The following is a 26,368-nucleotide window of genomic DNA, read 5'->3' on the forward strand; positions in this document are numbered from 1 at the left end:
CGGCCGGGGTTCCGCGCTGCGCGGTGGGGTCCCGGTCCCGGGAGGGGTGTCTGCCACGCCATCGATGCTACGGGCCGCACCTGCCGGATTCCGTCACAGGCGTCGCCTACCCTGTCGCCATGACCACCGCCGAAGCCCCCTCCCACCCCCCTGCGGGCACCGGCCCGGCCGCCCCGGCGGTCACCGGGGCGCTGTCGCCGTCGCGGGCCGGGGACTTCATGACCTGCCCGCTGCTGTACCGGTTCCGGGTGATCGACCAGATCCCCGAGCGGCCCAGCCCGGCCGCGGTGCGCGGCACGCTGGTGCACGCGGTGCTGGAGCGGCTGTACGACCTGCCGGCCGAGCGGCGCACCGTGGCCGCGGCGCTGGACCTGCTCGGCCCGCAGTGGGAGCGGCTGCTGTCGGAGGAGCCGGAGCTGGGCGCGATGTTCCCCGACGAGCCGGACCCGGAGACGGCCGGCGACCCGGACGCCGACCCGCAGGCGTGGCTGGCGCGGGCGCGGGAGATGGTGGAGCGCTACTTCACGCTGGAGGACCCGCGGCGGCTGGAGCCGGCCGAGCGGGAGCTGTACGTGGAGACGGTGCTGGACTCGGGGCTGAAGCTGCGCGGCTACATCGACCGGGTGGACGTCGCGCCCACCGGGGAGATCCGCATCGTCGACTACAAGACCGGCACCGCGCCCCGCGCCGACTTCGAGGCCCGGGCGCTGTTCCAGATGAAGTTCTACGCCCTGGTGCTGTGGCGGCTGCACGGCACGGTGCCGCGGATGCTGCAGCTGATGTACCTGGGCAACGGGGAGATCCTGCGGTACGTCCCCGACGAGGCGGACCTGCGGGCCACCGAACGCAAGGTCGAGGCGCTGTGGCAGGCGATCCGCCGGGCGATGGACACCGGCGAGTGGCGGCCGCGGCGGGGCCGGCTGTGCGACTGGTGCGACCACAAGGAGCGCTGCCCGGAGTTCGGCGGGACGCCGCCGCCGCTGCCGGCGGACCCGCCGCAGCGCCGCTCCCCCGCCGATCTGGAGCCGGGTCCGTCGCGGCTGGACCGCACCGACGACCTGTGACGACTCCCTCCGCGGGATCCTCCTCAGGGAGGACCGGACCTCCCCGTGCAGGAGGGGTCGCGTCCGGGCACGACGTCCTAGGGTGAGTCACGTGTCACCCCGCATCCGCATCGCCGAGGGCCGCCGTCTGCTGCGCGCCCGCCCGCAGGTCGCCGACCTGCTGCTGGCGCTGCTGCTGCTGGCGGTGGGGCTGCCGCAGCTCCTGCTGACCGAGCTGCCCGAGCCCTATGCGGAGCGGTTCGCCGAGCCGGACGCGCGCAACGTCGCCATCGTCGTCGCGATGACGCTGGGGCTGACCTGGCGGCGCCGGCTGCCGATGACGGTGCTGGCGTGGACGGCCGCCGGGCTGCTCGTGCTGGCGGTGCTGGGCTATCCGTCGTCGTCGGCGGACGTGGCGGCGTTCCTCATCGCGATCTACAGCGTGGCGGCGCATCGGGGGCTGGCGCACAGCGCGCTCGGCGGGCTGGCGGCGTTCGCGACGTTCAACGCGATGCTGCTGCTGTACAACGGCGGGATCTCGCTGCTGGACTACGTCACCGACGGCGTGCTGCTGGTGGGGGTGTGGGCGCTGGGCCGCAACCTGCGGCTGCGCCGCGCCTACCTGGCCGAGCTGGAGGACCGGACGGCCCGGCTGGAGAAGGCCCGCGGCACCGACGCGCGGGCGGCCCGGGTGGAGGAGCGCTCCCGGATCGCCCGGGAGCTGCACGACGTGGTCGCCCACCATGTCAGCGTGATGACCGTGCAGGCCGGCGCGGCCCGCCGGATCCTGGACCGCGATCCCGACAGCGCCCGGGAGGCGATGGCCACCATCGAGGAGGTCGGGCGGACCGCGCTCAGCGAGATGCGCCGGATCGTCGGGGTGCTGCGCACCGAGCGGGATCCCGAGCAGGCCGGCGGGGAGCTGTCGCCGCAGCCGGGCATCGCCGACCTCGGCGAGCTGGTCGACCACGTCCGCGAGACCGGGCTGTCGGTGCAGCTGTGGATCGAGGGCGAGGCGCGGGCCCTGTCGCCGGGGGTGGACCTGGCGGCGTTCCGGCTGATCCAGGAGGCGCTGACCAACACCCTCAAGCACGCCGGCCCGCAGGCCCGCGCCTGGGTGCGGCTGCGCTACACCGACGCCGACCTGACGGTGGAGATCGAGGACAACGGCCGCGGCGCGGAGACGCTGCTGTCGGGCAACGGCGACCGGCCGGGCCACGGGCTGGTCGGCATGTACGAGCGGGTCGCGCTGTACGGCGGGGAGCTGCGGATCGGGCCGCGGGTCGGCGGGGGGTTCGGGGTGCGGGCCCGGTTCCCGCTGGAGGCGTGAGGCGGGCCGCCGGCTGACCGGAGTCGGCCCCGCGGGTACGGACCGGTCGCCCGGGACGGGAGAATGACCCCATGACCGTACGCGTCCTGCTCGTCGACGACCAGCCGCTGCTGCGCACCGGGTTCAAGCTGATCCTGGAGGCCGAGCCCGATCTGACGGTGGTCGGCGAGGCCGGGGACGGCGCGGCGGCGGTGGAGCTGACCCGGTCGATGCTGCCGGACGTGGTGCTGATGGACATCCGGATGCCGGGCATGGACGGCATCGAGGCGACCCGGCGGATCGTCCGCGAGGGCGTGGCCACGCACGATCCGCGGGTGCTCATCCTGACCACGTTCGACCTGGACGAGTACGTGATCGAGGCGGTGCGGGCGGGCGCCAGCGGGTTCCTGCTGAAGGACTCCCCGCCCGAGGATCTGGTGTCGGCGATCCGGATCGTGGCGGCCGGCGACGCGATCGTGGCTCCCAGCGTGACCCGGCGGCTGCTGGACAAGTTCGCCTCGCGGCTGCCGTCGGTGCGCGAGTCGTCGCCGGCGCCGGGCCTGGAGACGCTGACCGAACGCGAGCGCGAGGTGCTGCGGCACGTGGCGCGCGGGCTGTCCAACGCCGAGATCGCCCGCGAACTGGTGGTCAGCGAGACCACGGTCAAGACCCATGTCGGGAACGTGCTGGCCAAGCTGGGGTTGCGCGACCGGGTGCAGGCGGTGGTGTACGCCTACGAGTCGGGGATGAGCCGCCCGGGCCAGCACGACCCGGCCTGAGCTGCGGGTTCGCCGCAGTCCCCCTACCTTCGATCAGGGGCGTCCCCTACCTGGGGCGTCCGGCCGGTACTTCCGGAGGATGACCGGCCGGGCGGGCGGTCCTGCGCAGGCAGGACCGCCGATTCCCGTCCGCAGGCTCATCTGCCGGGCATCCCGGACCCGTAGCGTGAGGCCATGGGCCGCGGCCGGGCGGCCGGGCCCGTTGGAGCACGTTCCTTCCCCCGATCAGGAGTTCTCGTGACGCATACCGCCCCGATCACCGACGAAGCGCTCGCCGAGCCGGGTGCGGGCGATCTGGCCGCGCGCGCCCTGCGGATCACCAAGGTGTACGGCAGCGGCGACGCCCGCGTGACCGCCCTGGACGGTGTGACGCTGGGGATTCCGCGCGGCCGGTTCACCGCCATCATGGGCCCGTCCGGGTCCGGCAAGTCCACGCTGATGCACTGCATGGCCGGGCTCGACTCGATCGACTCCGGCCGGGTGCTGATCGGCGACGTGGAGCTGAACAAGCTGGACGACAAGCGGCTCACCCGGCTGCGCCGCGACAAGGTCGGGTTCATCTTCCAGGCGTTCAACCTGGTGCCGACGCTGACGGCGCTGGAGAACATCACGCTGCCGCTCGACATCGCCGGCCGCAGGCCCGACAGGGAGTGGCTGGACCGGGTCATCGACACCGTGGGGCTGCGGCCCCGGCTGGGGCACCGGCCCAACCAGCTGTCGGGCGGGCAGCAGCAGCGGGTGGCGTGCGCCCGGGCGCTGGCCTCCCGGCCGGAGATCATCTTCGCCGACGAGCCGACCGGGAACCTGGACTCCCGGTCCGGCGCGGAGGTGCTCGGGTTCCTGCGCGACTCGGTGCGCGAGATGGGCCAGACGATCGTGATGGTCACCCACGACCCGGCGGCCGCCGCCTACGCCGACGAGGTGGTCTTCCTGTCCGACGGGCGGATCACCGACACCATGGCCGCGCCGACCGCCGAGAAGGTGCTGGAGCGGATGAAGGGCTTCGACCTGCCGGGGGCCGGGTCCTGATGATGCTCAAGGTCACGCTCCGCAATCTGGCGGCGCACAAGATCAGGCTGCTGCTGACCGCGGTGTCGGTGATCCTGGGGGTCGCCTTCGTGGCGGGCACCCTGATCTTCACCGACACCATGGACCGGCAGTTCGACAAGCTGTTCGCCACCGTCAGCCAGGACATCGCGGTGGACGTCCGGGCCAAGCGGGACTCCGGCGACGCCGACGACGGGACCGGCCCCGTCGTGCCGGTCCCCGCGTCCCTGATCGGCACGCTGCAAGAGGTCGACGGCGTCCAGGGCGCGTTCGGGAACGTCACCGGCTACGCCGCGCTGGTCGGCAAGGACGGCAAGGTGATGACCGGCAACGGCGCGCCGACGCTCGGGATCAACTGGGTGGACGGCGACTTCGACCTCACCGAGGGCCGCAGGCCGCAGGCCGCCGGCGAGGTGGTGCTGGACGCCGGGACCGCCGAACGGTCCGGGTACCGGGTCGGCGACCGGGTCCGGCTGGTGGTCAAGAACCACCCGACGCAGCAGGCCACGGTGGTCGGGCTGATGGACGCCGGGCACCTGATGGGCGCCTCGGTGACCGCGTTCGACACCGCCACCGCGCAGCGGCTGCTGCTCAAGCCGGGCCACTTCTCCGACATCGCGATCCGCGCGGACGGGGTGGACGAGAACACGCTGCGCGACCGGGTGGCCGCGGTGCTGCCGGCCGGGTTCGAGGCCGTCACCGGGACCGAGCTGCGCGAGGAGGCCAAGAGCGACATCGCCGCCCTGCTGGGCTTCTTCCGGACGTTCCTGCTGGTGTTCGCGCTGATCTCGATCTTCGTCGGGGCGTTCATCATCTTCAACACCTTCTCCATGCTGGTCGCCCAGCGCACCCGGGAGCTGGCGCTGCTGCGCGCCATCGGCGCGGCCCGCCGCCAGGTCACCCGGGCGGTGCTCGGCGAGGCGGTGGCGGTCGGCTTCGTCGGCTCCACCCTGGGCCTGGTGGCCGGCGCGGGGCTGGCGGTGCTGCTGCGCGAGCTGGTGGGCATCGAGGCCGACGACGGGCTGGTGTTCGGGCCGACGCCGGTGATCTGGTCGTACGTGGTCGGCATCGGCGTCACGGTGATCTCGGCGTACTTCCCGGCGCGGCGGGCCGCCAGGATCCCGCCGGTGGCGGCGATGCGCGACGACGTGGCGCTGCCGCAGCGGTCGATGCGGATCCGGGTGGCGGTCGGCGGGCTGCTCACCGCGGCCGGCGCGACGCTGATGGCGCTGGGCCTGGCCGGGGTGGAGCTGGGCGGCAACGCGATGATCCCGGTGGGGACCGGGGCGTTCGCGGTGTTCCTCGGGGTGGCCATGCTCGCCCCGGTGATCAGCGGCCCGGTGGTGCGGGTGCTCGGCGCCGCCTACCCCCGGCTGTTCGGGGCCCCGGGCCGGATGGCGCAGCGCAACGCCCTGCGCAACCCGCGCCGCACCGCCGCCACCGCCGCCGCGCTGATGATCGGGCTCGCCCTGGTCACCGTGGTGAACGTGCTGGGCGCGTCGATGCGGTCGTCGGTGAACCAGGCGGTCGACACCCAGTTGGGCGCCGACTACCTGGTCTCCGTGCAGGGCGGCCAGGCCGGTGTGGACGCCACCGCCATCAAGGCGGTGCAGTCCGTGCCCGGTGTGGAGCAGGCGCTGCCCGTCTACTGGGGCCAGGGCCGGTTCGACGGCGAGAAGGGCTCCTACGTGGCCGCCGACGAGGCCACCCTCAAGGCCGGGACCACCGTGAAGCTGGTGTCGGGGACGACGGGCATGGGCGACGACGGCATGCTGGTCGCCGACGACGTGGCCAAGTCCAAGGGCTGGAAGGTCGGCACCGTCGTCCAGGTGCGGTTCAGCGACCAGAAGGTCGAGCGGCTGCGGATCGCCGGCACCTACGCCAAGAACGAGTTCCTGGACGCGCGGGTGCTGCCGACGGCGGTCTACCGGGCGCACGAGAGCGAGCCGCCGTTCACCCTGGTGGTCAACACCGCCCGGACCGACGCGGCGACCACGCAGGCCCTGCAGCGGGCGCTGGCCGCCTACCCCGCGCTGGAGGTGCAGGACCGGGCGGCGTTCAAGGAGGAGGCCAGCTCCCAGATCGACGGGCTGGTCAGCTTCCTGACCGTGCTGCTCACCATGTCGATCATCATCGCGGCGGTCGGCGTGATCAACACCCTGGCGCTGTCGGTGATCGAACGGACCCGGGAGATCGGGTTGCTGCGGGCGGTCGGGCTGTCCCGCCGCCAGCTGCGCCGGATGATCCGGCTGGAGTCGATCGTGATCGCGGTGTTCGGGGCGCTGCTGGGCATCGCCATCGGGGTGGTGTTCGGGGCGGCGATCCAGAACGCGCTGTCCGACGAGGGCCTGAACGTGCTGAGCATCCCGGTCGGCACGCTGGCGGTCTACCTGGTGGTGGCGGCCGTGATCGGGGTGCTGGCGGCGCTGTGGCCGGCCTGGCGCGCCGGGCGGATGGACGTCCTCAAGGCGATCTCCACCGAGTGACCGGCCCTCGGCGGCGCCCCGTCCCGTCCCCGGTGGAGGCGGGACGGGGCGCCGTCTGTCGTATCCGCCGGGCAGGATGTCGGGCAGGCGAGGAGAGGAGGCCCCATGACGGTCCCGTTCCAGATCACGATCGACTGCGCCGACCCGGACCGGATGGCGCGGTTCTGGGCGGCCGCGCTCGGCTACGGGCTCGAGGGCCCGCCTGCGGGGTTCGCGGACTGGAACGACTACTGGCGGAGCGTGGGGGTGGCCGAGGAGGACCTCGGGGACGGCGCCGACTCCATCGTCGATCCCGAGGGCCGCGGTCCGCGGATCTGGTTCCAGCGGGTGCCGGAGGGCAAGGTGGTCAAGAACCGGATCCACCTGGACCTGCGGGTCGGCGGCGGACGGGAGGTTCCCCTGGACGAGCGGCGGCGGCGGATCGAGGCCGCGGCCGAACGGCTGGTCCTGGCGGGGGCGACCAGGGTGCGGGTGCTGGCCGAGCCGGGGGTCGACCACTACGCGATCGCGATGCGCGATCCGGAGGGCAACGAGTTCGACCTGAACTGACGATCCCGGGCGCCCCCCGTGAGGGACGCCCGGGATCGGGGATACGCGCCGGTCAGTCCTTGACGACGGTGACGGGCTCGCCGGTGGCGGCGGCCCCGTCGCGTTCGGCGGCGGCCTTGGCCACCAGTTCGGTGGCGCCCTCCGGCGCGTTCTCCGGGAAGTGGCAGGCGGTCTGGTGCCCCGGCCGCAGTTCCACCAGCGGCGGCTCGACCCGCTTGCAGATCTCCTGCGCCTTCCAGCAGCGGGTGTGGAAGCGGCAGGCCGGCGGCGGGTCCAGCGGGCTGGGCACGTCGCCGGTCAGCCGGATCCGCTCGCGCCCCCGGCGCTTGGCCGGGTCGGGGATCGGCACCGCCGACAGCAGCGCGTTGGTGTAGGGGTGCATGGGCGAGCCGTACAGGTCGTCGGCCTCGCCGATCTCCACGATCTTGCCCAGGTACATCACCGCGACCCGGTCGGAGATGTGCCGCACCACCGACAGGTCGTGGGCGATCACCACATAGGTCAGGTCCAGCTCGTCCTGCAGGTCCTCCAGCAGGTTGATCACCTGCGCCTGGATGGACACGTCCAGCGCGGAGACCGGCTCGTCGGCGATGATCAGCTTGGGCTTGAGCGCCAGCGTGCGGGCGATGCCGATGCGCTGCCGCTGGCCGCCGGAGAACTCGTGCGGGTACCGGTTGTAGTGCTCGGGGTTGAGCCCGACCAGTTCCAGCAGGTCCTGCACGGCCTTCTTGACGCCCTGCTCGGTCTGGATCTTCTGCAGCCGGAACGGGGCGCCGACGATGGCGCCGACGGTCTGCCGCGGGTTCAGCGACGAGTACGGGTCCTGGAAGATCATCTGCAGGTCGCGGCGGAGCGGGCGCATCCGGCGCTGCGGCAGATGGGTGATGTCGACGCCCTCGAAGGTGATCTTGCCGAAGCTGGGGTCCAGCAGCCGCATGATCATTCGTCCGGTGGTGGTCTTGCCGCAGCCGGACTCCCCCACCAGGCCCAGGGTCTCGCCCTTGTGCACGGTGAAGGACACGCCGTCGACCGCCTTGACCGCGCCGACCTGGCGGCGCAGCAGCCCGGAGGTCACCGGGAAGTGCTTGCCCAGGTTCTCCACCGCCAGCAGCGGCTCGCCGGACCGCTCGGGCCGGCCGGCCGCGCTCCGCGACACCGTGGCGGTGCCCTCGTCGGCCCCCGTCTGCGAGGTGCTCACAGTGTTCTCGCCTTCCTTCGCGCCGGTGGTGCTCACAGCTTCGGCCGGATCTCGTTCTCCCAGATCTGCCTGCGCCGCTCCAGCGGCAGGTGGCAGGCGACCCGGTGCCCCGGCTCCACCTCGACCAGCTCGGGTCGTTCGGTCTCGCTGCGGCCCTCGTTCAGCTCCGCGTAGGCGCAGCGCGGGCTGAAGGCGCAGCCGACCGGGACGTTGATCAGGCTCGGCGGGGTGCCCTTGATCGGCAGCAGCCGTTCGGTGCGGTCACGGTCCAGCCGCGGCATCGAGCCCAGCAGCCCCCAGGTGTAGGGGTGCAGCGGCCGGTGGAAGGCGTCCTCCACGCTGGCCCGCTCGACGCAGCGCCCGGCGTACATCACCAGGATCTCGTCGCTCAGCTCGGCCACCACGCCCAGATCGTGGGTGATCATGATGACCGCGGAGTTGAACTCGGCCTGCAGGTCCCGGATCAGGTCCAGGATCTGCGCCTGCACGGTCACGTCCAGCGCGGTGGTGGGCTCGTCGGCGATCAGCAGCTCGGGGTCGCACGACAGCGCCATGGCGATCATGGCGCGCTGCCGCATGCCGCCGGAGAACTGGTGCGGGTAGTCGTCCACCCGCCGTTCCGGCTTGGGGATCCCGACCCGGCCCAGCATGTCGATGGCGTGCTTGCGGGCGACCTTCTTGCTGACGTCGTTGTGCACCCGGTACGCCTCGATGATCTGGTCGCCGACGGTGTAGAACGGGTGCATCGCCGACAGCGGGTCCTGGAAGATCATCGCCATCCGGCGCCCGCGCAGCCTGCGGACCTCCTCCGGAGGGGCGCCGACCAGCTCCTGCCCGGCCAGCCAGATCTCCCCGGAGACCTTGGCGTTGCGCCGGTTGTGCAGGCCCAGGATGCCCAGGCTGGTCACCGACTTGCCGGAGCCCGACTCGCCCACGATGCCCAGGGTCCGGCCGCGCTCCAGCGTGAACGACAGCCCGTCGACCGACTTGACCAGCCCGTCGTCGGTCGGGAAGTGGATGCGCAGGTCGCGCACCTCCAGGAAGGCGGTCGGCGGGGGCGAGCCCTCGGTCATGGTGGCCGGCGCCCCGTCCAGCGTCTCGGCCGGTCGTTCGTCCGCCATCAGCCCAACCTCACCCTCGGGTCGACCACCGCGTACAGCACGTCGACGATCAGGTTCGCCACCACCACGAAGATCGCCGTGAACATCACCACCCCGAGCACCACCGGCAGGTCGTTGCCGCGGATGGCGTTGACCACCAGCTCGCCCAGCCCCTTGAGGTTGAACGTGGTCTCGGTGAGCACCGCGCCGCCCAGCAGCAGCCCGAAGTCCAGGCCGAAGATCGTCAGGATCGGGGTCAGCGTGGCGCGCAGCGCGTGCTTGGTGATGACCGTGCGTTCGGGAAGTCCCTTGGCCCGTGCGGTGCGTATGAAGTCCTCGTTCAGCGTCTCCAGCATCCCCGAACGGGTCAGCCGGGCGTACATCGCCGCGTACAGGAAGGCCAGCGTGATCCACGGCAGCAGCAGGTTCTGCGCCCACAGGGCGGGATTCTCCAGCAGGCCCACGTACTGCGGTTCCGGCCAGAGCTCCCACCGGTAGACCAGCAGGCTCAACGTGATCAGGCCGGTGAAGTAGATCGGCAGCGACACGCCGGCCAGCGCGATCGCCATCGCGGCCCGGTCGAACAGGGAGCCGCGGCGCAGCGCCGACAGCACACCGATCAGCACGCCCGTGACCAGCCAGAACACCGAGGCCCCGAGAGCCAGCGAGAACGTCACCGGGAACCGGTCCTTGATCAGGTCCAGCACGTTCTGGGAGTTCCGGAACGAGTATCCGAAACAGGGCGCCGGGCACTTCACCGTCGTCGGCCCGTAGTCGAAGGTGTCCCCCGCGACGAGGCTCTTGACGAACCGGCCGTACTGCACCGGCACCGGGTCGTCCAGATGCAGGCGTTTCTTGGCGGCCTGCACGGCGGTGGGCGTGGCGTCCCTGCCGACGTACCGGGACGCCAGGTCGTCCGGGGTCGCCCCGGCCAGCCGCGGCACCAGGAAGAAGATCGCGAACGTCACCATGGTGACGACCACGAGCAGCGCTACGGCGGCCACGAGACGGCGCACAACGAATGCGATCACTGCGGGCGGCGATGGTGGCCGGGCGGGCGGCTGCCCGCCCGGCCACCGGTGCCTTCACCTGCCTTCTGCAAGATTCGGCCTACGACTGGCTCACTTCACGCCGAGGGCGGTGTAGTCGTACATCTTGTAGGCCTCGTGGAAGTACACGTTGGTCAGGGACGGCGGACGGTAGGTCAGCACCTTCTCGTAGATGAAGGGCAGCAGCGCCGCCGACTCCATGACCTTGCGGTCCACCTGGCTCCAGGCCTTCTCACGCTCGGCCTGGTTGGGGTTGCGGATGCCCTCGTCCAGCAGACGGTTGACCTCGGGGTCGTTCAGCTCCATCTCGTTGTAGTTGCCGGAGGGCTTGATGGCCTCGCCGTGCGCGATCTGCGACAGGAAGCCGAAGCCGGTCGGCCAGTCCGAGCCCCAGCCGGCGATGATGATGCCGAGGTTGTTCTTGTGCACGTACTCCGGCTTGCCGGCGTACTGCGAGGTGTAGTCGCCCGAGGGGAACTTCTTGATCTGCGTCCGGATGCCGACCTTGGCCAGCGACTGCTGGATCGCCTCGGCCGCCGCGACCTCCTTGGCCCGGTCCTCGCGCACCGCGATGTTGGTCTCGAAGCCGTTGGGCTGGCCGCACGCCTGCAGCGCCGCCTTGGCCTTGTTCAGGTCGCCCTTGTTGCCCGGGGTCGGGTACAGGTCGTACTTGGTGTGGCCGGTCTCGGTCGGCGGCAGCGCCGTGGAGGCGATGTCACCGGCGATCGGGCCGCCGTAGGCGCCCTGGATGGCGGTCTTGTCCACCGCGTACTGGACGGCCTTGCGGCACTCGATGTTGTCGAACGGCTTGACCTTGGTCGACAGCATCGCGTAGCGCAGGAAGCCGGTCAGCGGGTTGTCGGCGGCCCGCTTGAGCTTGTCCTGGCGCAGGATCTTGGCCTGGGCGGCGGCCTCCACGCCGGTGCCGCCGAGGTTGACGTGCGTGGTGCCGGCCAGCAGCTGCTCGTCGAGGGTGGCGCCGTTGACGCCCATCGCCAGCTCGATGCGGTCGACGTTCTGCTTGCGGATCGGGTCGCTGGCCTGGTTCCACATGGGGTTCTTCACCAGCACCAGCGACTTGCCGACCTGGTGGCTCTCCACCTTGTAGGGGCCGGTCGCGACCGGGTGCTCCTGGTACTTCAGGCCGGTGTCCTTGGCCGCCGGGACCGGAGCCGACTGCGGGTTGGTCAGCAGGTAGTCGAACTCGTAGAACGGCTGCTTGAGCTTGAAGACGAGCGTGTAGTCGTCCGGGGTCTCGATGCCCTTGAAGTTGTCGAGGTTCTTGTCCTTGTAGGGACCCTTGTAGTCACCGGCGTCCAGGTACTGCGCGAAGTACTTGGGACCGCTGGTCAGCTCGTCGGTGTAGTTGCTGCGGGCGATGGCGTACTTGACGTCGGCGGCCTTGACCTCCGTGCCGTCCTCGTACTTGATGCCCTTGCGGATCTTGTAGGTCCAGGTCTTGCCGTCCTCGCTGGGGGTGCCCAGACCCTCGGCCAGGTCGGGGACGACCTTCAGCCCGGCCTTGCCCGGCTTGTTGTCGAAGGTCAGCAGGGCCCGCGCGTACAGCCGGGTGAAGTCCCAGTTGAAGGCGTAGTAGGTGTTGCCCGGGTCCACCGAGTCGGGGGCGTCGGTGATGGCGAACTTCAGCGTGCCGCCGGCCTTGTCGTCCTGGTTGACGATCGTGTTCACGGCCTGGTTGAAGGTCGTGTTGACGGTGTCGTCGCCACCGGTGCCGCCGCCGCCGCCGCAGCCGGACAGCACCAGGGCCAGGGCCGCGGTGGCCGCGACTCCGGCGGTTCTCCACGTACGTTTCATTACCGGGTTGTTCCTCTCAATCGCGAGATGGATGATCAGCGCGCACGTGGGTCGAGCGCGTCGCGCAGGCCGTCACCGAACAGGTTGAAGGCCATGACCGTGATGAAGATCGCCAGACCGGGGATGATCATGAAGTGGGGCGCGATGGGGTACAGCTGCTGGCGCACCGCGTCCGACAGCATGCCGCCCCAGGACGGGGTGGGCGGGTTGACGCCCACGCCCAGGAACGACAGCGCCGCCTCGAACAGGATGTTGGTGGGGATCAGCAGCGTGGCGTAGACCAGGATCGGGCCGACCAGGTTGGGCAGGATCTCCCGGAACAGGATGTAGGGGCTGCGCGCGCCGAGGCTGCGGGCGGCGTCGACGAACTCGCGCTCCCGCAGCGACAGGGTCTGCCCCCGGATGATCCGCCCGATGTAGGGCCAGTTGAAGAAGCCGATGATGAAGATCAGCAGCGACACCCGCAGGGTGTTGTCCTTCAGCGTGAACAGGCCGAAGAACGAGGCGTCGTCGGGGACCACGCCCACCAGGGCGATCGCGAACAGCAGCAGCGGGAAGGCCAGGAAGACGTCCATGGCCCGGGCGATCACCGAGTCGACCCAGCCGCCGAAGTAGCCGGCCGCCATGCCCGCCACCACGCCGATCACCACCGACACCAGCGTGGCCAGGAACGCCACCAGCAGCGAGATGCGGGCGCCGTAGACGATCCGGCTGAACATGTCACGGCCGTTGATCGGCTCCAGGCCCAGCGGGTGCTCCCGGCTCATCCCGCCCCAGGGGCCGGCGGGGGTGCGGAAGATCGGGTCGAGCAGCTCCCGGTGGAACTGGTCGGGCGGGTGGCCGAACAGCTTGACCAGCACCGGCGCGAAGATCGCCATGAGGGTCAGCAGGAGCACCACGACCCCGCCGCCCAGGGCGAGCTTGTCGCGCTTGAGGCGCATCCAGGCGATCTGGCCCAGCGACCGCCCCTGGACCGCCTTCTTCCCCACGCCCGCGAGGACGGCCTCGGGCTGGGCCTGGGCCTCAGACCCGGACACCTCGATCGGTGCGGTCACGCTCGGTACCTCCCTGCACGTCGGCAACGCTGCCGAGCAGCCAGGACACGGGACCGGATGAGGACACCCGTGGTTCGCCTGCTCCTGGCGGCGCGTTCGCTGGAGGGAAACCTAGTCCTCCAGCACTGAGCGTCCATCCCGGGAACGGACCCCGTAAGTACCCGTGTCCGACTTGTGATCGCGTCGTCATCTGGGATACAGGCGGCCGAACCGCCCGAGAGGACAAAACGCCCAGATATTACGTGCGAGTAGGTACCCGATGCCAAACCGAACCGGGGTCGCCTCGGGAAGCTTTACCGTTCCGAGTCCGACCCGATACCGATCATCCGCCGGGCTGGTCGCCCCGAAGGAGAATCTCGGGACGTGGCCGACGGATCGGCCGCGGATCAGCTGATGCCGCGGCGGCGCAGGATCTCCTCGATCTCGGCCATCTCCGGGTCGGCGGCCGGACCCGCGGAGCGCTCGACGGCCCGCCGGGGACGGCCCGCCCCCTGCTCCTTGCGCTCCTTGCGCCCGCCGGTCCCGGCGGCCGGGGCGGAGCCCCCGCCGGAGGCCCGGCGGCCGAGCATCACGCCGGAGACCAGGTACAGCAGCACCGCGAGCCCGGCCAGGACCACGCCGGCCCACCGGGCGGGGCTGAACACCAGGTCGGCGACGAACCCGGTGACGCCGGTCATCGTGGCGGCCAGCGGGATCAGCGACAGGGAGGCGCCGCGCATCCCCGAGGCGACGCCGCGGCGCTTGCCCACGCCGTAGCTGACGGCCAGCCCCAGCACCGTGATCCCGAGGCTGATCATGAAGAGCATCTCGTCTCCCATGCCGGGTCCCCCGCCTTCGTCCTCCGCGTACGCGCCTACGGCCATCGTCACACGTACATAACGAAAGACTCCTCATCCGGGCGAAGGGTTCCCGATCCCCGGAAGTCCTCCCGCGGCGGTAGCCCTCCCCTAGGGGACCCCGGCGACCAGGCTCCGCAGCACGGCCAGGTCGAGGTCCCGCAACGATTCGACGACGGTTCTGCCAGGAGCGGCGGGCACCGGGACGACCCCCGGCACCGCGACCGTGACGCATCCGGCGGCCTCGGCGGCCGCCACACCGGTCGGGGAGTCCTCCAGGGCGACGCAGCGCCGCGGGTCGGCCGCCAGCCTCGCGGCGGCGGTCAGGTACGGCTCGGGATCGGGCTTGTGCCGCGCGACCTCGTCACCGGCCACCGTGACGTCGAAGTACTCGCGGCCGACGCCGTCCAGCACGGCCTCGATGAGCACCCGGTGGCTGGAGGACACCAGGGCGGTGGGGATCCCGGCGGCGCGGACCTCGCCGAGCAGTTCCTTGGCCCCGGGCATCAGCGGGGCCGACTCGCTCAGCCGCTCCACCATGCCGTCCAGCATCCGCCGTTCGACCTCCTCCCGGGGGGCGACCGGGCCGGTCAGGGACAGCATGTAGGCGGCGGCCCGGCCCAGCGAGCCGCCGACCATCTTCTCCTGGTGCTCGGGGCCCCACGGCCCGCCGAGCCAGGCCATCACCTCGGTCTCGACCTCGAGCCACATCCGTTCGGAGTCGATGAGCAGGCCGTCCATGTCGAACAGGACGGCCTGCGGCCCGGCGTCGGGCACGCGTTCTCCCTTCCCCGGGCGCGGGCCCGGGATCGGCGCTGGATCGGGTCAGACGTTGAAGTACTTGGCCTCGGGGTGGTGCACGATGAGGGCGTCGGTGGCCTGCTCGGGCACCAGCTGGAACTCCTCGGAGAGGGTCACGCCGATCCGCTCCGGCCGCAGCAGCCGCACCACCGTGGCGCGGTTCTCCAGGTCCGGGCAGGCCGGGTAGCCGAACGAGTAGCGGGCGCCCCGGTAGTCGACCTTGAAGAAGCCGTCCAGGTCGTCGGGGTCCTGCTCGCCGAACCCGATCTCGGCGCGCACCCGGGCGTGCCAGTACTCCGCCAGCGCCTCGGTGAGCTGCACCGACAGGCCGTGCAACTCCAGGTAGTCGCGGTAGGCGTTCTTGGCGAACAGCTCCGCGGTGGCCTCCGACACCTTGGACCCGACGGTGACGAGCTGGAAGGCGACCACGTCGGTCTCGCCGGACTCGCGCGGCCGGAAGAAGTCGGCCAGGCACAGGTGCCGGTCGCGGCGCTGCCGAGGGAAGGTGATCCGCTCCCGCTGTGAGCCGTCCTCGTTCAGGATCACCAGGTCGTCGCCCTCGCTGACGGCCGGGAAGTAGCCGTAGACGACGGCCGCCTCGATCAGCCCCTCGGACTGGATGCGGTCCAGCCACATCCGCAGCCGGGGACGGCCCTCGGTCTCCACCAGCTCCTCGTAGCTGGGCCCGTCGGCGCCGCGGGCGGGCTTGAGGCCCCACTGGCCCATGAAGGTGGCCCGCTCGTCCAGGAACGCCGCGTAGTCGGCCATCGGGATGCCCTTGACGATCCGGTCGCCCCAGAACGGCGGCTCGGGCACCGGGTTGTCGGTGGCCACGTCGGACCGGGCCGGCATCTCCTCCGGCTCGGTGACCTTGAGGGTCGCGCCCGTCTTGACGCGGCGCTGCCGCAGCGGCGGGAGCTGGGCGCCCTCCTCGCCGCGCTTGACGGCCATGAAGGCGTCCATCAGCCGCAGGCCCTCGAACGCGTCGCGGGCGTAGCGGACCTCGCCGTCGAACAGCTCGGCCAGGTCCTGCTCGACGTAGGCGCGGGTGAGCGCGGCGCCGCCGAGCAGCACCGGCCACTCGTGCGCCAGGCCCCGGGCGTTGAGCTCCTCCAGGTTCTCCTTCATGATCACCGTGGACTTGACCAGCAGCCCGGACATGCCGATGACGTCGGCGCGGTGCTCCTTGGCGGCCTCGAGGATGGCCGACATCGGCTGCTTGATGCCGATGTTGATCACCTCGTAGCCGTTGTTGCTCAGGATGATGTCGACCAGGTTCTTGCCGATGTCGTGCACGTCGCCCTTGACGGTGGCCAGCACGATCCGGCCCTTGGAGCCCTCGTCGCCCTCGACCCTGTCCATGTGCGGCTCGAGGTAGGCCACCGCGGTCTTCATCACCTCGGCGGACTGCAGCACGAACGGCAGCTGCATCTGCCCGGAGCCGAACAGGTCGCCGACGGTCTTCATGCCGTCCAGCAGCACGTCGTTGATGATCTCCAGGGCGGGCCGCCGGGTCAGCGCCTCGTCCAGGTCGGCGTCCAGGCCGTTGGCCTCGCCGTCGATGATGCGCCGCTTGAGCCGTTCCCACAGCGGCAGCGCGGCCAGCTCCTCGGCCCGCGAGGCGCGCATCGCCTTGGCGTCCACGCCCTCGAACAGCTCCATGAACCGCTGCAGCGGGTCGTAGCCGTCGCGGCGCCGGTCGTAGACCATGTCGAGGGCGACCTGGCGCTGCTCGTCGGGGATCCGCGCCATCGGCAGGATCTTGGAGGCGTGCACGATGGCCGAGTCCAGCCCGGCGTTGACGCACTCGTTGAGGAACACCGAGTTGAGCACGATCCGGGCGGCCGGGTTGAGGCCGAACGACACGTTGGAGACGCCCAGCGTGGTCTGCACGTCCGGGTGCCGGCGCTTGAGCTCGGCGATCGCCTCGATGGTCTCCAGCGCGTCGCGGCGGGTCTCCTCCTGGCCGGTGGCGATGGGGAAGGTCAGGCAGTCGACGACGATGTCCTCGATCCGCATCCCCCAGTTGCCGGTCAGGTCCTCGATGATCTCGCAGGCGATGCGGACCTTGTCGGCGGCGGTGCGGGCCTGCCCCTGCTCGTCGATGCACATCACCACCACCGCGGCGCCGTGCTCGCGGACGGCGGTCATGGTGCGGTGGAACCGGGAGTCGGGGCCGCGGCCGTCCTCGTAGTTGACCGAGTTGACCAGCGCCCGGCCGCCCAGCATCTCCAGCCCGGCGCGCAGCACGTCCGGCTCGGTGGAGTCCAGCACGATCGGCAGGGTGGAGGCGGTGGCGAACCGGAACGCCAGCTCCTTCATGTCGGCCACGCCGTCGCGGCCGACGTAGTCGACGCACAGGTCGATCATGTGGGCGCCGTCGCGGGCCTGGTCGCGGGCGATCCGCACGCAGTCGTCCCAGCGCTCGGCCAGCATCGCCTCGCGGAACGCCTTGGAGCCGTTGGCGTTGGTGCGCTCCCCGATCGCCAGGTAGGAGGTGTCCTGGCGGAACGGGACGTGCTGGTACAGCGAGGAGGCGCCGGGCTCGGGACGCGGCCTGCGCGGGGCGATCTCGCGGCCCCGGACGCGCTCGACGACCTGGCGCAGGTGCTCGGGGGTGGTGCCGCAGCAGCCGCCGACCAGGGACAGGCCGTAGTCGCGGGTGAAGGCGTCGTGGGCGTCGGCCAGTTCCCCGGGGGTCAGCGGGTAGTGGGCGCCGTCGGCGGTCAGCTCGGGCAGCCCGGCGTTGGGCATGCAGGACAGGCCGATGCGGGCGTGCCGGGCCAGGTAGCGCAGGTGCTCGCTCATCTCGGCCGGGCCGGTGGCGCAGTTGAGGCCGATCAGGTCCAGGCCCAGCGGCTCCAGCGCGGTGAGGGCGGCGCCGATCTCCGAGCCCATCAGCATCGCGCCGTTCTGCTCGATGGTGACCTGGCCGATCAGCACGGTGTCGGCGCCGGCGGCGGCGATGGCCCGGCGGGCGCCGTTGAGGGCGGCCTTGGCCTGCAGCAGGTCCTGGCAGGTCTCCACCAGCAGGGCGTCCGCGCCCCCGGCGATCAGCCCGGCCGCGTTGCGCTCGTAGGCGTCGCGCAGCTCGGTGTAGGTGACGTGGCCGAGCGTCGGCAGCTTGGTGCCGGGGCCGATGGAGCCGATCACCCAGCGGGGCCGGTCGGGCGTGGAGTAGGCGTCGGCGACCTCGCGGGCGATCCGGGCGCCGGCCTCCGACAGCTCCTCGATCCGCTCGGTGATGCCGTACTCGCCGAGGTTGCCCAGGTTGGCGCCGAAGGTGTTGGTCTCGATGCAGTCGACGCCGGCGTCCAGGTAGGCGGCGTGCACCGCGCGGACGATGTCGGGACGGGTGACGTTGAGGACCTCGTTGCAGCCCTCGTGGCCCTGGAAGTCGTCCAGGGTGGGGTTCTGCGCCTGGAGCATCGTCCCCATCGCGCCGTCCGCCACGACGACTCGTTCCCGGAGGGCCTGACGCAACGACTGTGGGGATGCACTCATAGCCCGTAACTCTAGCCGCAGCGCCCCCGGGACTCTTCCTCCTGGGATGCGTATAACACTGCACCCCGTGACGGAACGGTACTGGAACGGATAAGTTTCCCTCCCGGTAACTAACTCCCCGGTAAGGAGCGGCGATGGGCTCGTACCGCACCATCCTCGTCGGCACCGACGGCTCGGATTCCTCGTTCCGCGCGGTGGATGCCGCCGCGCGCCTGTCGGCGGACGCCGAGGCCACCCTGGTGCTCGTGACGGCGTACCACCCGATGAGCGAACGCGAACGGCTCAGCGCGGCCGACCGGCTGGGCGACCTGGCCTACAAGGTCCAGGGGGCGACCCCGGCCGAGGACGCGCTGCGGGCCGCGCGGGAGCGGGCGGTGGCGGCCGGCGCCACGGCGATCGAGGAGGTCGCGGTGCAGGGCGACGCGGTGGACGTGCTCGCCAAGGTGGCCAAGGAGCGCGGGGCGGACCTGGTGGTCGTCGGCAACCGGGGCCTCAACAGCCTGGCCGGGCGGATCCTGGGCTCGGTGCCGGCCAACCTGTCGCACCGGGCGCCCTGCGACATCCTCATCGTGCACACCACCGACGGCAAGTAGCCCCGTCGGCGCGGACTCCGGGCCCGCGGGGCCGGGGTCCGCGCCGGGGGACGGAAGACCGTTCCAGGACGTAGGGTGGCGTCATTCGATCATGAGCGGCCGACCGCAGCCGCCGGGCCCCCGGCCCCCGGCCGGGAACAACGGCGCGCGCCGGGACGCTGTACCTAGGTCGGAAGGAGGCACGGGGTGATCGAGTTCGAAAGCGTGCCCGAGCTGGTCGACCCGGTCCTGGTGGCCGCCTTTGAGGGCTGGAACGACGCCGGGGAGGCGGCCAGCGGGGTGATCCGGCATCTGGAGTCCGCCTGGGACGCGTCCCCGGTCGCGGAGCTGGATCCGGAGGACTACTACGACTTCCAGGTGACCCGTCCGGTGGTGGAGCTGGCCGACGGCGTCCACCGCAGCATCACCTGGCCCACCACCCGCATCTCGTGGGCCCGTCCGGCCGGTTCGGAGCGCGACGTGGTGCTGATCCGCGGGATCGAGCCCAACATGCGCTGGAAGTCGTTCTGCCGCGAGCTGATCGAGGTGCTGGAGCGGCTCGGGGTGCGCACCGGCGTGCTGCTGGGCGCGCTGCTGGCCGAGGCCCCGCACACCCGTCCGGTGCCGGTGAGCGGCGCCACCTCCGGTCCGGGCGCGGGCAGCGGCCTGCACCTGGAGCCGAACCGGTACGAGCCCAGCCGCTACGAGGGGCCGACCGGCATCCTGGGGGTGCTGCAGGACTCCTGCGCCAAGGCCGGCATCGACACGGTGTCGCTGTGGGCGTCGGTGCCGCACTACGTGTCCCACCCGCCGTCCCCCAAGGCGACGCTGGCGCTGCTGCGCCGGGTGGAGGACCTGCTGGGCCTGACGGTGGCGCTGGGCGAGCTGCCGGAGGAGGCCCGCGCCTGGGAGCACGGGGTCAACGAGCTCGCCGAGCAGGACACCGAGGTGGCCGAGTACGTGCGGGCGCTGGAGGAGCAGAAGGACGCCGCCGAGCTCCCGGAGGCCAGCGGCGACGCCATCGCCCGCGAGTTCGAGCGCTATCTGCGGGGCCGGGAGACCGGCTGACGGCTGATCTACACTGAAGGGCCGGTGGACGATCGTTCCGCCGGCCCTTCGCCGTCGATGGTCCGCGCACGCCGACAAGTGCGCCGAAGATGAGCATTCCGACCTGCCGGAGGGGCGTGCACCCCTCGGCTCGATGACCGGCGTGCGGGCCGGGCGGCCCGCCTCCCCCGCGCTCCGCGTCCGGCCCCGCCGGGAGCTGCGCCGTCAGCGCCGCCGCCGGTCGCACTCCTGCTGGGACCATCTGATCGCCGCCCCGCTGTGGCCGCTGCACGGCGCCAACCTGGGGACGCTGCTGCGCACCTGCGACGCGGTGGGCGCCTGCCTGGCCGTGCCCCGGCTGCCGTGGGTGCCCGAGGCGCTGCGGCGCGGCAACACCCTGCGGCATCCGGCCTGCGTGCACTGGGTCGGCGACCCGGTGTCCTGGCTGGAACGCCAGCGCGCCGAGGGCGGCCGGGTGGTGGGGGTCGAACTGGCCGAGAACGCGGTGCGGCTGGCCGACCTGCCCCCGGCGCGGACCCGTACCGTCGCGGTGCTGGGGCACGAGCAGTACGGGATCCCGGCCGAGGCGCTGGACCTGCTGGACGCGGCGGTGGAGATCCCGATGGTCGGCACCGGGCACAGCCTGAACGTGGCGGTGGCCGGGTCGCTGGTGCTCTACAAGCTGGCCGGGCTGGTGTAGCGAGGCGCCTCTCCCGCCGTCGCGTCGCCCAGGGCGGTGCGCGCCGTCCCCGCTTAGAGCTCGACGCCCAGCAGCGCGTCGGCGAGGGCGCGGATCCGGGCGGGGGCGGCCTCGTCCGGGTCGCCCGCGTCGGCCAGGGCCCGGTCGGCCCAGCGGTCGACGGCGGCGAGGGCGGCGGGGGCGTCCAGGTCGTTCGCCAGCGCGCGGCGGACCTCGGCGGCGACCGGGGCGGCGTCGGGACCGGCGGGCAGCCGGACGGCGGCGCGCCAGCGGTCCAGGCGCTCGGCGGCGCGGGTCAGGTCGCCGTCGGTCCACTCCCAGTCGGAGCGGTAGTGGTGGGCCAGCAGCGCCAGCCGGATCGCCATCGGGTCGGCGCCGCCCTCCCGCAGCCGGGAGACGAACACCAGGTTGCCGCGGGACTTGGACATCTTCTCGCCGTCCAGGCCGACCATGCCGGCGTGCACGTACGCCCTGGCGTGCGGGCGCTCCCCGGTGGCCACCTGGGCGTGCGAGGCGCCCATCTCGTGGTGCGGGAACGCCAGGTCCGAGCCGCCGCCCTCGACGTCGAACGCCATGCCCAGGTAGCGGACGGAGATCGCCGAGCACTCCACGTGCCAGCCGGGGCGGCCGCGGCCGAACGGGGAGTCCCAGCCCGGCTCGCCCGGCCGCTGCGCCATCCACAGCAGCGCGTCCAGCGGGTCCTTCTTGCCGCGCCGGCCCGGATCGCCGCCGCGCTCGGCGAACAGCGGCAGCATCTGCTCCCGGGACAGCCCGCTGACCTGCCCGAACTCGGGGTCGGCGCCGATCGGGAAGTACAGGTCGCCGTCCACCTCGTAGACCGCGCCGCGGGCGCGCAGCCGCTCCACCATCTCGATGATCAGCGGGATGGCCTCCACCGCGCCGACGTACTCGTCCGGCGGCAGGATCCGCAGCGCGGTCATGTCCTGGCGGAACAGCGCGATCTCCCGGTCGGCCAGCGCCCGCCAGTCCTCGCCGGTCTGCTGGGCACGTTCCAACAGGGGGTCGTCGACGTCGGTGGCGTTCTGCACGTAGCGAACGTCGTGGCCGCCGTCCCGCCACACCCGGTTGACCAGGTCGAACGCCAGGTAGGTGGCGGCGTGGCCGAGATGGGTGGCGTCGTAGGGGGTGATGCCGCACACGTACATCCGCGCGGTCGGGCCACCGGGCTCGACGGGCCGGATCCCGCCGGAGGCGGTGTCGTGGAGGTGCAGCGGCACCGCGGGGCCGGTCAGGCCGGCGTCGGACAGGCGGGGTACCTCGGGGGCGGGCCACGATCGCATGCCTGAAAGCTTATCCGTGCACCGAATCGACCTTGAAGCGGAGATCGCTACGCGCCGTCCCGTTCGATGGACGACAACACCGTCGTCCAGGCGTTCCCGTCGCCGGGCCCGGCGGTGAAGTCGTAGCGGACGCCGCCCTGCGCCAGCGCCACCAGGCTGACCGAGGAGGTCCCCCACAGCCGCCCGTCGCCGAAGTCGCGGCTCAGCACCAGGGCCCGGTGGTCCCCGCGGTCCAGCCCGCCGCCCTCGACCAGCGGCAGCCAGGCGCCCCACGCCTCGGCGGCGGTCCCGGCGCCCGGCTCGGGGCGGGGGGCGGCCTCCAGCAGCGGCCGGAAGTGCGCGATCCGCGCCGCCATCTGGGCGGCGGCGTCCGGGTGCACCTCCCCGCGCGGGCCCCGCCCCTCCAGCCCGGTGTTGACGATCATGTGCAGGCCCGGCGGGAGCTTGCGTTCGGCCAGTTCCACCCCGTCCCAGGTGCACAGCCGCACCACCGTGGGCTCGGCGCAGACCAGGTGGAACGGGTCCACCCGCGTCAGGTCCAGGTCGTCGATCTCGCCGGTGGCGGCGGCGCGCAGCGGCAGCTCGCCGCGCGAGATCCGGCCGTCCGGGGGGGCGGGGCGGCCGTGGCCGTTGAGCACGCACGCCACCCGGGGCGCACCGGGGTCCACGGCCAGCCAGGTGCCGCCCGCCTGCAGGTCACGGCCGCCGATCAGGCCGGGACGGTCCGGCCAGTGCGGACCGGGGGGCAGCCAGGGCCGGTCGGCGAACTCGTCGCGGACACCGGCCAGGAGCACAGGAAAGGGGGACAGGGGGTCGAACGCCACCACCGCCGTGCACATGCCCCCCATTGGATCATTGCGGCCGGCGTGCGCTCAGAGCGGGGGCCAGGGAATGGCGGGCCAGTCCTCCGGCGGATACGGGTGGATGCGGTGCTTGAGCATCAGCTCCACCCGGTGCACGGTGGCGTCGACCTCCTCGGCGGTGAGCAGCTCGCCGAGCCGCTGCCGCAGCGGCCCGGACCGCAGCCGCCCGTCCAGCCGCCGCAGCGCCTCCAGCGCCTCGTCGGTGAGCGGCTCGCCCCGCCACTGCCACAGCACCGTCCGCAGCTTGTAGTCCACCGAGAACGTGACCCCGTGGTCGCAGCCGTACACGTGGCCGGGGCGGGCGTCGCCGGGCGGCAGCAGGTGCCCGATCTTGCGGTCGGCGTTGTTGATCACCGCGTCGAACACCGCCATCCGGCGGATCGCCGGGTCCTGCGAGCGCGACAGCGCCACCACGTCCACGTCCGGGTCGGACTCGACCCACAGCTGGACCATGCCGGGCCCGTACGGGCCGTCGCGGTGCACGGTGGGCGGGACGATGTGCCAGCCCATCGCCTCCGACACCAGGTAGGAGGCGACCTCCCGGCCGGCCAGCGTGCCGTCGGGGAAGTCCCACAGCGGCCGCTCCCCCGCCACCGGCTTGTAGACGCAGGCGGCGCGCAGCCCGTCGTGCTCGATCGCGCAGTACAGGGTGGCGTTGGAGGCCTGCACCAGGCGGCCCTCGACGGTCAGCCGGCCCTCGGCCAGCAGCCGCTCGGCGGTCGCCACGTCGGCCGGGTCGACGGTGCCGCCGGACGCTGCGGCGGGATCGCGGGAGGGCTGCGTCATGGGCTCATTGTCCTGACCGCGGCGGGCGGCATCCAACCGGGCCCGCCGCCGGATCCGTGCCGCCGTCGCGCCGCGGCCGGGCGACCGCGGCGCAGCTCCGCGGAGCGGGGATCGCCCGATCCGCCTTTCCGCAGGTCCGAGGGCACGTCCCCGGAGCGGCCGGTCAGCGCAGGTGCCCGTTCTGCCGGGGGCACACGTGCCCGGTGGCGTCCAGCGGCAGCCCGCACAGCGGGCACGGGGGCCGGCCCGCCGAGACCACCTTCAGGGCCCGCTCGGCGAACGCGCGGGCCTGCCCGGCGGTGATCCGCACCCGCAGCACCGCGATCGGCGGCTCGTCCTCGCCGGGCTCGGCGGTCAGCGGCTCGGGGCCCTCCTCGTCGGTGGCCTCCTGGGCCTCGATGATCACCCGCTCGTCCTCGGGGTCCCAGGCCAGCGCCATGGTGCCGACCCGGAACTCCTCCTCCACCGGCTGGTCGAGGGGCCCGTCGTCCTGGAGCTCGGCGGGGGTGACCGCGGGCACCGGGGCGCTGCCCCCGCTGCGCCGCAGCACCTCGTCCAGCAGCTCCTCCAGGCGTTCGGCCAGCATGGTCACCTGGAACTTCTCCAGCCCCACGCTGGTGATCCGGCGGCCGGCGCGGGCCTGCAGGTAGAAGGTGCGCTCGCCCGGCCGCCCGACGGCGCCGGCCACGAACCTGTCCGGCAGGTCATAGCTGATGACGGGCATGACGGGACCTCCCCTCCCAGGTGCCGACCGGTGGCATCGACGTCATGTGGCAGACCTTACGCGCCGCCGCCCACCGCCGCGTCGCCCTCCGGCGCGGCGTCCGGCGGCGGCAGCAGCCCGTCGGTGCCCCCGCCGGTGTCGTTCAGGCGGATCACGAACGGCCGCAGTTCGGTGTAGCGGATCACGGTCAGCGACGCCGGCTCGACGTGGATGCGCTGGAACTGGTCCAGGTGCAGGCCGAGCGCGTCGGCGACGATCGCCTTGATGATGTCGCCGTGGCTGCACACCAGGTAGGCGGCGCCCGGGCCGGCCTCGGCGGCGATCCGGGCGTTCCAGTCCCGGACCGCGGCGACCGCCCGGTGCTGCGCGGCGGCCATCGCCTCGCCCTCCGGGCCGGGGAACGTGACCGCGCTGGGATGGGCCTGCACGACCTTCCACAGCGGTTCTCCGGCGAGCTCCTTGAGCGGCCGTCCGGTCCAGTCGCCATAGCGGACCTCGCCGAACCGCTCGTCGCGGTGGATCTCGCGGGGGCCGTCGCGGCCCGGGGCGGAGACGATCGCCTCGGCGGTCTGCAGGCAGCGGTCCAGCGGGCTGGACACCACCGCCGCCAGCGGCACCGACGCCAGCCGCTCCCCCACCGCCCGCGCCTGGGCCCGGCCCCGGTCGTCCAGGGACACCCCGGGGGTCCAGCCGGCCAGGACGGGGCCGGTCAGCTCGGTGAGGCCGTGCCGCACCAGCAGAAGCGTGGTCACGGCCCCGACTCTACGCAAGATCCGGTGCCGACGATCACCCCGGATCCCCCGCAACCGACACAATGGGCGCGTGATCGTGGACAAGGCCATCTACTGCGGGGGCCGGCGCAAGGACGTCGACGGCGACATCAGCGACGCGTTCGACGCCGCGCGCGCCGAGGGCGAGTGCTGGCTGTGGATCGGCCTGCACGAGCCGACCGCCGAGGAGTTCACGCTGGTCGCCGAGGAGCTGCGGCTGCATCCGCTGGCGGTCGAGGACGCCGTGCACGCCCACCAGCGGCCCAAGCTGGAACGCTACGGGCAGATCCTGTTCTGCGTCATCAAGACGCTGGTGTACCGGGAGGTCACGGCCGACATCGAGGTCGGCGAGATCATGCTGTTCGTCGGCCCGGACTTCGTGGTGTCGGTGCGGCACGGTCCGGGCAACCCGCTGGGGCCGGTGCGCCGGCGGCTGGAGGGCGACGCCGAGCTGCTCGGTTTCGGTCCCGCCGCCGTGCTGTACGCGGTCCTCGACGAGGTGGTCGACCGGTACGAGACGATCGCGCACCAGGTCGAGGGCAACATCATCGAGCTGGAACGGGCGGTGTTCTCCCCGCACGGCCCGGACGTCACCGAGCGGATCCACTCCCTCAAGCGGGAGGTGCTGGAGTTCCGTGCGGCCGAGGACCCGCTGATCCCGGTGCTGCAGGAGATCGTCAAGGGCCGGGTGCCCGAGTGCGCGGGCACCCTGGAGTACTTCCGCGACGTGCTGGACCACCTGCTGCGGGTCGACACCCGGGTCGACGCGCACAACGAGCTGCTGACCAGCGTGCTGAGCGCGCATCTGGCGCTGCTGGGCAAGCGGCAGAACGAGGACATGCGCAAGATCTCCGCCTGGGCCGCCATCATCGCGGTGCCGACCGCGATCGCCGGGATCTACGGGATGAACTTCGAGCACATGCCCGAGCTGAAGTGGCCGTGGGCCTATCCGGCGGTGTGGGCGCTCGTGGTGACCTCCTGCCTGGTGCTGTACCGGCGGCTGCGCCGCAGCGGCTGGCTGTAGCGGCCGGGTG

23 protein-coding genes are annotated in these 26,368 nt (G+C 72.3%); 10 read left to right on the forward strand and 13 right to left on the reverse strand.

All coding sequences use genetic code 11. The features are described from left to right. Positions 1–119: 119 nt before the first annotated feature. The 6 genes from HNR21_RS24590 to HNR21_RS24615 all read left to right on the forward strand — a co-directional run bounded on the left by HNR21_RS24590 (position 120) and on the right by HNR21_RS24615 (position 7,213). Entirely contained in the window at positions 120–1,064 is a 945-nt protein-coding gene (locus HNR21_RS24590) for a RecB family exonuclease (RefSeq protein WP_119730602.1), read from the forward strand. A gap of 91 nt (positions 1,065–1,155) precedes the next feature. After that, positions 1,156–2,373, forward strand: a complete 1,218-nt coding sequence (locus tag HNR21_RS24595; RefSeq protein WP_182707079.1) for a sensor histidine kinase — start codon at positions 1,156–1,158, stop codon at positions 2,371–2,373. A gap of 71 nt (positions 2,374–2,444) precedes the next feature. Beyond that, positions 2,445–3,131, forward strand: a complete 687-nt coding sequence (locus HNR21_RS24600) for a response regulator (protein ID WP_119730604.1) — start codon at positions 2,445–2,447, stop codon at positions 3,129–3,131. A 237-nt stretch (positions 3,132–3,368) separates the two neighbouring features. After that, positions 3,369–4,160, forward strand: coding sequence for an ABC transporter ATP-binding protein (locus HNR21_RS24605; protein ID WP_233358718.1), 792 nt, complete (start codon positions 3,369–3,371; stop codon positions 4,158–4,160). A 2-nt stretch (positions 4,161–4,162) separates the two neighbouring features. Further along, on the forward strand, positions 4,163–6,664 hold the full coding sequence (locus HNR21_RS24610; protein WP_182707080.1) for an ABC transporter permease: 2,502 nt from the start codon (positions 4,163–4,165) through the stop codon (positions 6,662–6,664). Positions 6,665–6,769: 105 nt separating this feature from the next. Next, positions 6,770–7,213 carry a VOC family protein gene (locus HNR21_RS24615; RefSeq protein ID WP_182707081.1) on the forward strand — a complete coding sequence of 148 codons (444 nt, stop codon included), beginning with the start codon at positions 6,770–6,772 and terminating at the stop codon, positions 7,211–7,213. Positions 7,214–7,265: 52 nt separating this feature from the next. On the opposite strand, the gene HNR21_RS24620 is transcribed toward HNR21_RS24615, so the two are convergent. The 8 genes from HNR21_RS24620 to metH all read right to left on the reverse strand — a co-directional run bounded on the left by HNR21_RS24620 (position 7,266) and on the right by metH (position 18,571). After that, positions 7,266–8,411: an ABC transporter ATP-binding protein gene (locus HNR21_RS24620; RefSeq protein ID WP_446697336.1), complete on the reverse strand. Its 1,146-nt coding sequence runs from the start codon at positions 8,409–8,411 to the stop codon at positions 7,266–7,268. 32 nt (positions 8,412–8,443) lie between these two features. Continuing rightward, a complete protein-coding gene (locus HNR21_RS24625) occupies positions 8,444–9,532 on the reverse strand; it encodes an ABC transporter ATP-binding protein (protein ID WP_182707083.1) in 1,089 nt (362 codons plus the stop codon). Then, positions 9,532–10,542, reverse strand: coding sequence for an ABC transporter permease (locus HNR21_RS24630; protein WP_182707084.1), 1,011 nt, complete (start codon positions 10,540–10,542; stop codon positions 9,532–9,534). The genes HNR21_RS24625 and HNR21_RS24630 overlap by 1 nt, the downstream gene beginning before the upstream one ends. Before the next feature lie 90 nt (positions 10,543–10,632). Beyond that, entirely contained in the window at positions 10,633–12,375 is a 1,743-nt protein-coding gene (locus HNR21_RS24635) for an ABC transporter substrate-binding protein (protein ID WP_182707085.1), read from the reverse strand. Positions 12,376–12,410: 35 nt separating this feature from the next. Further along, the gene (locus tag HNR21_RS24640; RefSeq protein WP_182707086.1) at positions 12,411–13,430 is read right to left on the reverse strand and encodes an ABC transporter permease; all 1,020 of its coding nucleotides are present in this window, start codon (positions 13,428–13,430) and stop codon (positions 12,411–12,413) included. A 386-nt stretch (positions 13,431–13,816) separates the two neighbouring features. After that, positions 13,817–14,248, reverse strand: a complete 432-nt coding sequence (locus tag HNR21_RS36120) for a hypothetical protein (protein WP_182707087.1) — start codon at positions 14,246–14,248, stop codon at positions 13,817–13,819. A 129-nt stretch (positions 14,249–14,377) separates the two neighbouring features. Next, positions 14,378–15,043, reverse strand: a complete 666-nt coding sequence (locus HNR21_RS24650; protein WP_312881226.1) for an HAD family hydrolase — start codon at positions 15,041–15,043, stop codon at positions 14,378–14,380. A 48-nt stretch (positions 15,044–15,091) separates the two neighbouring features. Continuing rightward, complete coding sequence (metH, locus tag HNR21_RS24655) at positions 15,092–18,571, reverse strand: methionine synthase (protein ID WP_182707088.1); 3,480 nt, start codon at positions 18,569–18,571, stop codon at positions 15,092–15,094. Positions 18,572–18,705: 134 nt separating this feature from the next. Here metH and HNR21_RS24660 point away from each other — a divergent pair, with 134 nt between their 5' ends. From HNR21_RS24660 to HNR21_RS24670, 3 genes are all read left to right on the forward strand, one after another. Beyond that, complete coding sequence (locus tag HNR21_RS24660) at positions 18,706–19,164, forward strand: universal stress protein (RefSeq protein WP_119730615.1); 459 nt, start codon at positions 18,706–18,708, stop codon at positions 19,162–19,164. 186 nt (positions 19,165–19,350) lie between these two features. After that, positions 19,351–20,211, forward strand: a complete 861-nt coding sequence (locus HNR21_RS24665; protein WP_119730616.1) for a PAC2 family protein — start codon at positions 19,351–19,353, stop codon at positions 20,209–20,211. Between the two features lie 133 nt (positions 20,212–20,344). Continuing rightward, positions 20,345–20,890, forward strand: coding sequence for a TrmH family RNA methyltransferase (locus tag HNR21_RS24670; RefSeq protein ID WP_182707089.1), 546 nt, complete (start codon positions 20,345–20,347; stop codon positions 20,888–20,890). Between the two features lie 53 nt (positions 20,891–20,943). Here HNR21_RS24670 and mshC read toward each other — a convergent pair whose 3' ends face one another. The 5 genes from mshC to HNR21_RS24695 form a co-directional block, all read right to left on the reverse strand. After that, complete coding sequence (mshC, locus tag HNR21_RS24675; RefSeq protein WP_182707090.1) at positions 20,944–22,191, reverse strand: cysteine--1-D-myo-inosityl 2-amino-2-deoxy-alpha-D-glucopyranoside ligase; 1,248 nt, start codon at positions 22,189–22,191, stop codon at positions 20,944–20,946. Between the two features lie 47 nt (positions 22,192–22,238). Then, positions 22,239–23,030: an NRDE family protein gene (locus HNR21_RS24680; protein ID WP_182707091.1), complete on the reverse strand. Its 792-nt coding sequence runs from the start codon at positions 23,028–23,030 to the stop codon at positions 22,239–22,241. Positions 23,031–23,063: 33 nt separating this feature from the next. Next, on the reverse strand, positions 23,064–23,840 hold the full coding sequence (locus tag HNR21_RS24685; protein WP_119730620.1) for an SCO1664 family protein: 777 nt from the start codon (positions 23,838–23,840) through the stop codon (positions 23,064–23,066). Positions 23,841–24,003: 163 nt separating this feature from the next. Continuing rightward, positions 24,004–24,564: an Rv2134c family protein gene (locus HNR21_RS24690; protein WP_119730621.1), complete on the reverse strand. Its 561-nt coding sequence runs from the start codon at positions 24,562–24,564 to the stop codon at positions 24,004–24,006. Positions 24,565–24,620: 56 nt separating this feature from the next. After that, entirely contained in the window at positions 24,621–25,316 is a 696-nt protein-coding gene (locus HNR21_RS24695; RefSeq protein WP_182707092.1) for an Rv2135c family putative phosphatase, read from the reverse strand. A 70-nt stretch (positions 25,317–25,386) separates the two neighbouring features. Here HNR21_RS24695 and HNR21_RS24700 point away from each other — a divergent pair, with 70 nt between their 5' ends. After that, positions 25,387–26,358 (forward strand): magnesium and cobalt transport protein CorA, encoded by a 972-nt coding sequence (locus HNR21_RS24700; RefSeq protein ID WP_182707093.1) that lies wholly within the window; start codon positions 25,387–25,389, stop codon positions 26,356–26,358. The last annotated feature ends 10 nt before the right edge of the window (positions 26,359–26,368 follow it).

Origin of the sequence: Thermomonospora cellulosilytica, from assembly GCF_014138835.1 — a bacterium.
Taxonomy (GTDB): Bacteria; Actinomycetota; Actinomycetes; order Streptosporangiales; family Streptosporangiaceae; genus Thermomonospora; species Thermomonospora amylolytica.

Coding starts and splice junctions, on each gene's coding strand:
- HNR21_RS24590 (WP_119730602.1), top strand. CDS start 120: ATGACCACCGCCGAAGCCCCCTCCCACCCCCCTGCGGGCACCGGCCCG.
- HNR21_RS24600 (WP_119730604.1), top strand. CDS start 2,445: ATGACCGTACGCGTCCTGCTCGTCGACGACCAGCCGCTGCTGCGCACC.
- HNR21_RS24610 (WP_182707080.1), top strand. CDS start 4,163: ATGCTCAAGGTCACGCTCCGCAATCTGGCGGCGCACAAGATCAGGCTG.
- HNR21_RS24615 (WP_182707081.1), top strand. CDS start 6,770: ATGACGGTCCCGTTCCAGATCACGATCGACTGCGCCGACCCGGACCGG.
- HNR21_RS24625 (WP_182707083.1), bottom strand. CDS start 9,532: ATGGCGGACGAACGACCGGCCGAGACGCTGGACGGGGCGCCGGCCACC.
- HNR21_RS24635 (WP_182707085.1), bottom strand. CDS start 12,375: ATGAAACGTACGTGGAGAACCGCCGGAGTCGCGGCCACCGCGGCCCTG.
- HNR21_RS36120 (WP_182707087.1), bottom strand. CDS start 14,248: ATGGGAGACGAGATGCTCTTCATGATCAGCCTCGGGATCACGGTGCTG.
- metH (WP_182707088.1), bottom strand. CDS start 18,571: ATGAGTGCATCCCCACAGTCGTTGCGTCAGGCCCTCCGGGAACGAGTC.
- HNR21_RS24660 (WP_119730615.1), top strand. CDS start 18,706: ATGGGCTCGTACCGCACCATCCTCGTCGGCACCGACGGCTCGGATTCC.
- HNR21_RS24670 (WP_182707089.1), top strand. CDS start 20,345: ATGACCGGCGTGCGGGCCGGGCGGCCCGCCTCCCCCGCGCTCCGCGTC.
- mshC (WP_182707090.1), bottom strand. CDS start 22,191: ATGCGATCGTGGCCCGCCCCCGAGGTACCCCGCCTGTCCGACGCCGGC.
- HNR21_RS24680 (WP_182707091.1), bottom strand. CDS start 23,030: ATGTGCACGGCGGTGGTGGCGTTCGACCCCCTGTCCCCCTTTCCTGTG.
- HNR21_RS24685 (WP_119730620.1), bottom strand. CDS start 23,840: ATGACGCAGCCCTCCCGCGATCCCGCCGCAGCGTCCGGCGGCACCGTC.
- HNR21_RS24690 (WP_119730621.1), bottom strand. CDS start 24,564: ATGCCCGTCATCAGCTATGACCTGCCGGACAGGTTCGTGGCCGGCGCC.